Genomic DNA, 7427 nt, shown 5'->3' with positions numbered 1-7427 from the left:
GCAGCAGCGCCCAGGGGGCTGGGCCGCGGATTGGCGCCGCGGCCCCGCCAATGCGGAAAGGGGCGTGAGCGAACGCCCCGAAAGGCCAGGGCCGTCCCACAAAGAGAATGGACCCCGGATACTCGCGCAGGGCGCCGCCGGACGTGAGCTGGTGGAGGCCCCTCCGCCCTGGCTTCAGCGAGTCCGCCCCCACGGGCACACCGACACGCACACGCCGCAAAGCAGCCCCGCGACGTGCGGCAGTTGCCCAAAAACATCCCTGACCTGGGTGACGCATTTTGCGAAGTCCAGGGCCTCGTCGCGCGAGGAGTAGTGGCTGGTGGTATTCACGCCGCGGATGGCTCCGGCGGGGCAGGCGTCGCGGCATTTGGTGCAGCGGCCGCAGCGGTTCTTGAGCGGGGCGTCGGGGGCCAGGGGGGCGTCGGTGAGCACCGTGGTCAGGCGCAGGCGCGGGCCGTGGTCGGGGCTGACCACCAGCAGGCTCTTGCCCTGCCAGCCGAGTCCGGCGGCAATGGCCACGGCCTTGTGCGAGAGATAGGAAGTCCAGCGCTCGGAGTCGAGAATCTGGCTGGCCGGGATGGGCAGGACCCGCGCACCGCCGGACTGGAGCAGGTTCGTCACGCGCACGGCGATGTCGTCCAGCACGGCGTTGACCCGCGAATAATGCGACGAATACAGCGGCGTGGGCCGGTCCACAATGGCGTCGAGCATGGGGTCGGACAGGCGCACGCCGATGCTCACCGCGCGCGGGAAGGCCGCCAGCAGGTCGGCGGGCTCCGTTTCCAGCCCCGCCAGCCGCGCCGTGTCGGCCACGCGCAGCACCGTGGCGCCCCAGCCCCGGGCGGCCGCCCGTAATTCCGACACCTCCACCGGCTCCCTGTGTGCCCTGCGACCCATATGCCCTCCCGGCTTCGCGCCATCCGCACCGTTCTCCGACTCCGGCGCGCCACGCCGCCCCATGCGAACCGGACGCCCCGCGCCGAGCATAACCGCCTGGCGCCCCGGGCGCAACGCACCGCGCAAAGAGCCCTCCCCGCGCGCAAAAACAGGGAAGCCGCCGGGCTTCCCCGGCGGCTTCCGGCCTTCCCGGCGCGGGTGCCGCCCGTGGCCGGGCCGTGCTGGCCGCCGGCGGGCGGCGGGCCCTGCTCCTGGCCGGGGGCGGCGCCCCGCGCGGGCACCGCGCGGCAACAGCTCCCCCGGTGCGGGGCGGCGCCAGGGGCCCCGCAGCGCCCGGCGCGGGGATCAGAACATGTCCTGCATGGAATACAGCCGCCCGGCCCCCCGGCCCGCCATCCACTTGGCGGCGCGCAGGCTGCCCCGGGCGAAGTTCTCGCGCGAGTGGGCCTGGTGCGTGATCTCGATGCGTTCGCCGGGGCCCATGAAATACACCGTGTGAACGCCGACCACATCGCCGCCGCGGATGGTCTGCACGCCGATTTCCTTTTTCGGCCGCGCGCCGATGATGCCCTCGCGGCAATACGCGCCGACCTCGGCCAGGTCCCAGTCCCGCGCCCCGGCCAGGCATTCGGCCAGCTTCAGCGCCGTGCCGCTGGGGGCGTCCTTCTTCTGGTTGTGATGCAGCTCGACCATCTCGATGTCGTAGCTCTCGCCCAGGGCGCGCGTCAGTTCGGGCAGCACCTTGAGCAGCACGTTCACCCCCACGCTCATGTTCGGCGACCAGAACACCGGCCCCGTTTCGGCCACGGCGCGCAGCTCGGCCTGCTCCTCGGCGGACAGGCCCGTGGTGCCGATGACGATGGGGTTGCCGTGCCGGGCGCAGGTCCGCGCGTTGGCCAGGCTGACCTGCGGCGCGGTGAAATCGATGACCACGGCCCCGGGGAACTCGGGCAGCATGGCCGCCAGCTCCGTGCCGCACAGGCAGCCGTAGGCGTCCAGCCCGTCCTCGCAGCCCTCGCGCTCCACGACGCCCACCAGGGTCAGCTCCGGGTCGGCGCGCACCAGCCCGGCGATGGTCGAGCCCATGCGCCCCTTGGCGCCCATGACGATGATCGAAATGCTCATGACCTCGCTCCTTTCACGTTCGGTTGTCTAGGAAATGTCCAGCAGGGAGCCCTGCATCCCGGCCGCGTCCGACGCGTCCGGCCCGCCCGGCGCCCGGCCCTGCACAAGGGCCAGGAACCCGGCGTAATCCGTCACGGCCACGCCCAGGGACAGGGCCTTGTCCAGCTTGCTGCCCGCCTTCTCCCCGGCCACCAGCCAGTCCACCTTCTTGGAAACGGCGCTGACCACGCGCGCCCCGGCAGCCTCGGCCAGGGCCTGGGCCTGGCCGCGCGCCACGGGCAGCGCCCCGGTGAACAGGAGCGTGCGCCCCGCCAGGGGCTGGGCGGACGGGTCGGCCTCGGGCCGCGGCGCCGCCACGGGCCACAGCCCGGCCTCGCGCAGCCGCGCCACCAGGCGCTTGTTGTCCTCGTTGCGGAAAAAGGCGCGGACGGCCCCGGCAACCTCGGGCCCGATGTCGTCCAGGGCGGTCAGGTCCTCCTGCGTGGCCCGGCCCAGGGCGTCCAGGTCCGCGAAGGCCCCGGCCAGGGTCCGCGCCGTGCGCTCGCCCACATGGCGGATGCCCAGGGCGGCGATGAGCGCCTCCAGGCTGGCGGCCTCGCGCGCGCGGGCGATGGAGGCCACCACGTTCTCGGCGGACTTGGCGCCCATGCGCTCCATCTGCGCCAGCACCCCCGGCCGCAGGGCGAACAGGTCCGCCGGGGAGCGGACCATGCCCTGGGCCACCAGCTGTTCCACCAGCTTGCGGCCCACGCCCTGGATGTCCAGCCCGGCCTTGGACACGAAATGGACGATGCCCTGGCGCAGCACCGCCGGGCAGGACACGTTGACGCAGCGCCAGGCCACCTCGCCCTCCAGGCGGACCACCGCGCTCCGGCACACCGGGCACTCCCGGGGGAAGACGAACCCGGCCTCCGCCCCCGTACGCGCCTCGACCACCGGGCCGACCACCTCGGGGATCACGTCGCCCGCGCGCTGCACCAGCACCGTGTCGCCCACCAGCAGGCCCTTGGCGCGGATCTCGTCCTCGTTGTGCAGGGTCGCGCGCGACACCGTGACCCCGCCCACGCTCACGGGCCGCAGGTGGGCCACGGGCGTGAGCACCCCGGTACGGCCGACCTGGATCTCGATGGCTTCGAGCACCGTGCGCGCCTGGCGCGGGGGGAACTTGAGGGCCAGGGCCCAGCGCGGAGCGCGCGCCGTGAAGCCCAGGGCCTGTTGCAGGGCCAGGTCGTCCACCTTGGCCACCAGCCCGTCGATCTCGAAGGGCAGCTCGTCGCGGGCGGCGGCCATTTCCTCGTAGCGCGCGGCCACTGCCCCGGGGCCCTCGCAACGCCCCGCCCGGGGCGGCACGCCCAGGCCCAGGCGCTCCAGCTCGGCCATGAGCTCGCCCTGGGTGGCCCAGCGCTCGTAGGGCGAGCGCGCGCCCCCGGCCCAGCGCGCCAGGCCCACGCCATAGGCCAGGAAGCGCAGGGGCCGCGCGGCGGTGATCCGCGAATCGAGCTGGCGCAGGGATCCGGCGGCGGCGTTGCGCGGGTTGGCGAAAACCTTGGCGCCGTCCTCCTCCTGGGCCTGGTTCAGGGCGTGGAAATCGTCCTTGGCGATGACCACCTCGCCGCGCACTTCGAGCAGCTCCGGGGGGGCCTCGCCCGGGGCCGTGCGCAGGGTCAGGGGCAGGTTGCGCACGGTGCGCATGTTGGCCGTGACCACCTCGCCGGTTTCTCCGTCGCCCCGGGTCAGGGCCGCCACCAGCGCTCCGCCCTCGTAGATGACCTCCACGGCCAGCCCGTCCATCTTGGGGTCGGCCCAGAAGGCCAGCTCGGCCTCGGGCTCCAGGCGGCGCAGCCGCTCCACCCAGGCCTGCCAGTCGTCCAGGGAAAAGCCGTTGTCCAGGCTGAACATACCCAGGGAGTGGGCGCGCTTCTCGAAGCCCTCGCGCGGGGCGCCGCCCACGCGGCGCGTGGGCGAGTTGGGGTCGTCCAGCCCGGGGTGCTCGCGCTCCAGGGCTTGCAGTTCGCGAAACAGCGCGTCGTACTCGGCGTCGGTTATCTGCGGGTCGTCCAGCACATAGTAGCGCTGGTTGTGCCATTCCAGCAGGCGGCGCAGTTCCGCCACGCGGGCGGCGGGGCCAGTGGCCCCCGGGGCGTCGGTCATGGGGCGGTCGTCCTTGTCTTGCGGGGCGCGGCGGGGATCACCGCGGGGGGGCGTAGCGCCGCCGCGCCGCCAGGGTCTCGTTGCGCGCCAGGGTCTTGTCCCGGCGCTCGGCGGTGTCGGGAGCCAGGTAATACAGGCCGAGCACCTCGGGCAGCAACAGGAAATCCTCGGTCCGCGCGACGCGCAGCCAGAACTCATAGTCCCCGGCCACCTGGAAGTCGCGGTCGAACCAGCCGTGGCGGGCGTGCAGGCTGGCGCGCCACATGGGCTGCGGCCCGATGTAGTTGTAGGTGAACAGGGCCTTGCGGTCAAAGGCCGGCCAGTCCGTGCGGCCGATGGGGGTGGCCTGGTCGAAGGGCTGGTTGGGCGTGGCGGTGATGAGCGAGTTGGCATAGACCAGGGCCGCGCCGGGGTGCGCGTCCAGGGCGGCGGCCATGCGCTCCAGGGCGTCGGGGCGGTGGCGGTCGTCGGCGTTGGCGTTGGTCAGGTAGCGGCCCCGGGCGGCCTTGCAGCCCCGGGTCCAGGCGGCGTAAATGCTCTCGCGCCGCCTGGTGCGCAACACCGAGATGTTCCCGTGGGCCGCGCGGCAGGCGTCGATGATCGCCGCCTCGCCCTGCTCGGTGCCGGAGATGACGGTCACGATCTCCAGGCGCGGGCCCAGGGTCTGTGCCAGCAGGTCGTCCAGGCAGCCGCGGATGAAACGCTCGCAGTTGTAGACCGAAACGATGGCCGAAACCACCGGCTCCGCCCCCGGGGCGAAGCGCGCCAGTTCCCGGACCACCCCGGGGGCGCCGTCCCGCTGGGTCATGCTCCGCTCCGCCCTGGCCGCCCGCGCGGGGCTAGCTGGTTATTTCCCACAGCCCCTGCAAGCCCTCGTCGCCGCCCACGGCCAGCAGGGTGTCTCCGGCCTGCATCTCCATCTGCGCCGGCGGGTTGAACACGAGCTGGCCGTCGACGCGCTTGATGGCGATGATGATGACGTTGAAGCGGTGGCGGATTTTGGAGTCGATGAGGTTCACGCCCGCCAGCTCCGAGCGCGCGGAGATGGGCAGCTCCTCCATGCTCAGGTCCAGCCCGTTGCCCGAGGCCGTCAGCTCCAGGAAGCTGGTCACCGTGGGCCGGATGACGGACTGGGCCATGCGCACGCCGCCCAGGGTGTGGGGCAGCATGACGCGGTCGGCCCCGGCGCGCTCCAGGCGGTGGATGTGCGACTCCTCGTTGGCCCGGGCCACGATGTGCAGCTCGGGGTTCATCTGCCGCGCGGTGAGGGTCACATAGACGTTGGCCGCCTCGGAGGACAGGGCCGCGATGAGCGACTTGGCCCGCTCGATGCCCGCCCGGCGCAGCACCTCGTCGTCGGTGGCGTCGCCGTGGACAAAGAGCACGTCGTCGTCCTCCATGCGGCCCACCAGGGCCTCCTCCTTTTCCACGCAGACCACGGGCAGGCCCTCGCGCACGATTTCGCGCACGGCGATGGAGCCGATGCGCCCGTAGCCGCAGACGATGATGTGCCGGTGCAGCTTGTCGATGGCGCGTTGCAATCTGTGTCTCCCCCAGACGTTTTGGATGCGCCCCTCCACGAGAATCTGGGTGAAGGAGCCGATGAGGAACGCGAAGTTGCCCACCCCGAGCAGGATGAGCACGCTGGTCAGCACCATGCCGTCGTCGGACAGGGGGCGGACCTCCTCGAAGCCCACGGTGGCCAGGGTGATGAGCACCATGTAGAAGCTTTCGAGGTAGCTCCAGCCCTCCACGGCCATGTAGCCGTAGACCCCGGCGAAGAACAGCACCAGCAGCGACACCAGGCCGGAAATCATCGGCCACAGCCCGCCGTAGCGCCGCTGGAGGCGGCGCAGCCGGGGCCAGCCCACGGCCCGGGGGCGCCGGGTCCGGGAGCTGTGGCGGGCGGGGCGGGCGGAGGACGGTGCGACGCTCACAAGACCCTCATCATTTCGCGCAGTTCAGCGATGCGGTCGCGCAGGCGCGCGGCGTTTTCGAACTCCAGCTCACGGGCGGCGGCGCGCATCTCGCGCTCCAGGCGCTTGATCTCGGCGGCCAGGGCCTTGGCGTCGCCCGGGGCGGCGGGCGCCTCGGCGCGCCGCTGTGCCTCCTGCTGCCCGGCATAAAGCGCTTCGAGAACGTTGTCCATATCCTTGCGGATGGTCTGCGGAACGATGCCGTGCTCCTGGTTGAACCGGGTCTGCAACGCGCGGCGCCGGGCGGTCTCGTCCATGGCCTCACGCATGGAGCGCGTCACCGCGTCGGCGTAGAGGATCACGCGGCCCCTGGTGTTGCGCGCGGCGCGCCCGAAGGTCTGCACCAGGGAGCGCGTGCTGCGCAGGAAGCCCTCCTTGTCCGCGTCGAGGATGGCCACCAGGGTCACCTCGGGGATGTCCAGGCCCTCGCGCAGCAGGTTGATGCCCACCAGCACGTCGAAGGCGCCCTGGCGCAGGGCCTGGATGATGGCCACGCGCTCCAGGGTGTCGATGTCCGAGTGCAGGTAGCGCGTGGCGACGCCCATCTTCTGGAGGTATTCCGTCAGGTCCTCGGCCATGCGCTTGGTCAGGGTGGTCACCAGCACGCGCTCGCCCGCGTCGCGCCGGGCGCGGCACTCGGCCATGAGGTCGTCCACCTGCCCGCGCGTGGGGCGTACCTCCACCTCGGGGTCCACCAGCCCGGTGGGCCGGATGATCTGCTCCACCACGAGCCCCTGGGCGCGCGTCAGCTCCCAGGGCCCCGGCGTGGCCGAGACGTAGACGGTCTGGTGCTGGCGGGCGAGGAACTCCTCGAAGGTCAGGGGCCGGTTGTCCAGGGCCGAGGGCAGGCGGAAGCCGAAGTCCACCAGGGTCGTCTTGCGCGAGCGGTCGCCGTTGGACATGCCCCCGATCTGCGGCACGGCCACGTGGGACTCGTCGATGAACATGATGGCGTCGTCGGGCAGGTAGTCCAGGAGCGTGTGCGGCGGCTCGCCGGGCGCCCGCCCGTCCAGGAAGCGCGAATAGTTCTCGATGCCGTTGCAGTAGCCAAGCTCGTCGATCATCTCCAGGTCGAGCTGGGTGCGCTGCTCCAGGCGCTGGGCCTCCACGAGCATGTTACGCTCCTGGAACCAGGCCAGGCGCCGGCGCAGCTCGTCGCGGATTTCGCCCATGGCGCGCTGGAGATTCGCGCGGTCGGAAACATAGTGGCTGGCGGGGAAGATCAGCGTCTTGGGCACCGCGCCGAGCACCTGCCCGGTGACGGGGTCCGTCTCGGTG

General features: G+C 72.2%; 6 protein-coding genes. All 6 read right to left on the bottom strand.

The genetic code is table 11. The annotated features are described in order from the left end of the window. Positions 1-174 precede the first annotated feature (174 nt). Positions 175-864 carry a 4Fe-4S double cluster binding domain-containing protein gene (locus M0P34_RS12080; RefSeq protein WP_291499460.1) on the bottom strand — a complete coding sequence of 230 codons (690 nt, stop codon included), beginning with the start codon at positions 862-864 and terminating at the stop codon, positions 175-177. 378 nt (positions 865-1242) lie between these two features. Further along, positions 1243-2022: a 4-hydroxy-tetrahydrodipicolinate reductase gene (dapB, locus tag M0P34_RS12075; protein ID WP_291499458.1), complete on the bottom strand. Its 780-nt coding sequence runs from the start codon at positions 2020-2022 to the stop codon at positions 1243-1245. Between the two features lie 27 nt (positions 2023-2049). Then, positions 2050-4173, bottom strand: a complete 2124-nt coding sequence (ligA, locus tag M0P34_RS12070) for an NAD-dependent DNA ligase LigA (protein WP_291499456.1) — start codon at positions 4171-4173, stop codon at positions 2050-2052. Between the two features lie 37 nt (positions 4174-4210). Continuing rightward, positions 4211-4981, bottom strand: a complete 771-nt coding sequence (locus M0P34_RS12065; protein ID WP_291499455.1) for a glycosyltransferase — start codon at positions 4979-4981, stop codon at positions 4211-4213. Positions 4982-5012: 31 nt separating this feature from the next. Beyond that, on the bottom strand, positions 5013-6110 hold the full coding sequence (locus M0P34_RS12060; protein WP_291499454.1) for a potassium channel protein: 1098 nt from the start codon (positions 6108-6110) through the stop codon (positions 5013-5015). Next, the coding region (locus tag M0P34_RS12055) for a helicase-related protein (protein ID WP_291499452.1) at positions 6107-7427 on the bottom strand (1321 nt) is incomplete at its 5' end. The genes M0P34_RS12060 and M0P34_RS12055, both read right to left, overlap by 4 nt.

The sequence above is a fragment of the Desulfocurvus sp. genome (assembly GCF_023230885.1).
GTDB lineage: Bacteria > Desulfobacterota > Desulfovibrionia > Desulfovibrionales > Desulfovibrionaceae > Desulfocurvus.
This window is presented reverse-complemented; position numbering and strand designations above follow the sequence as displayed.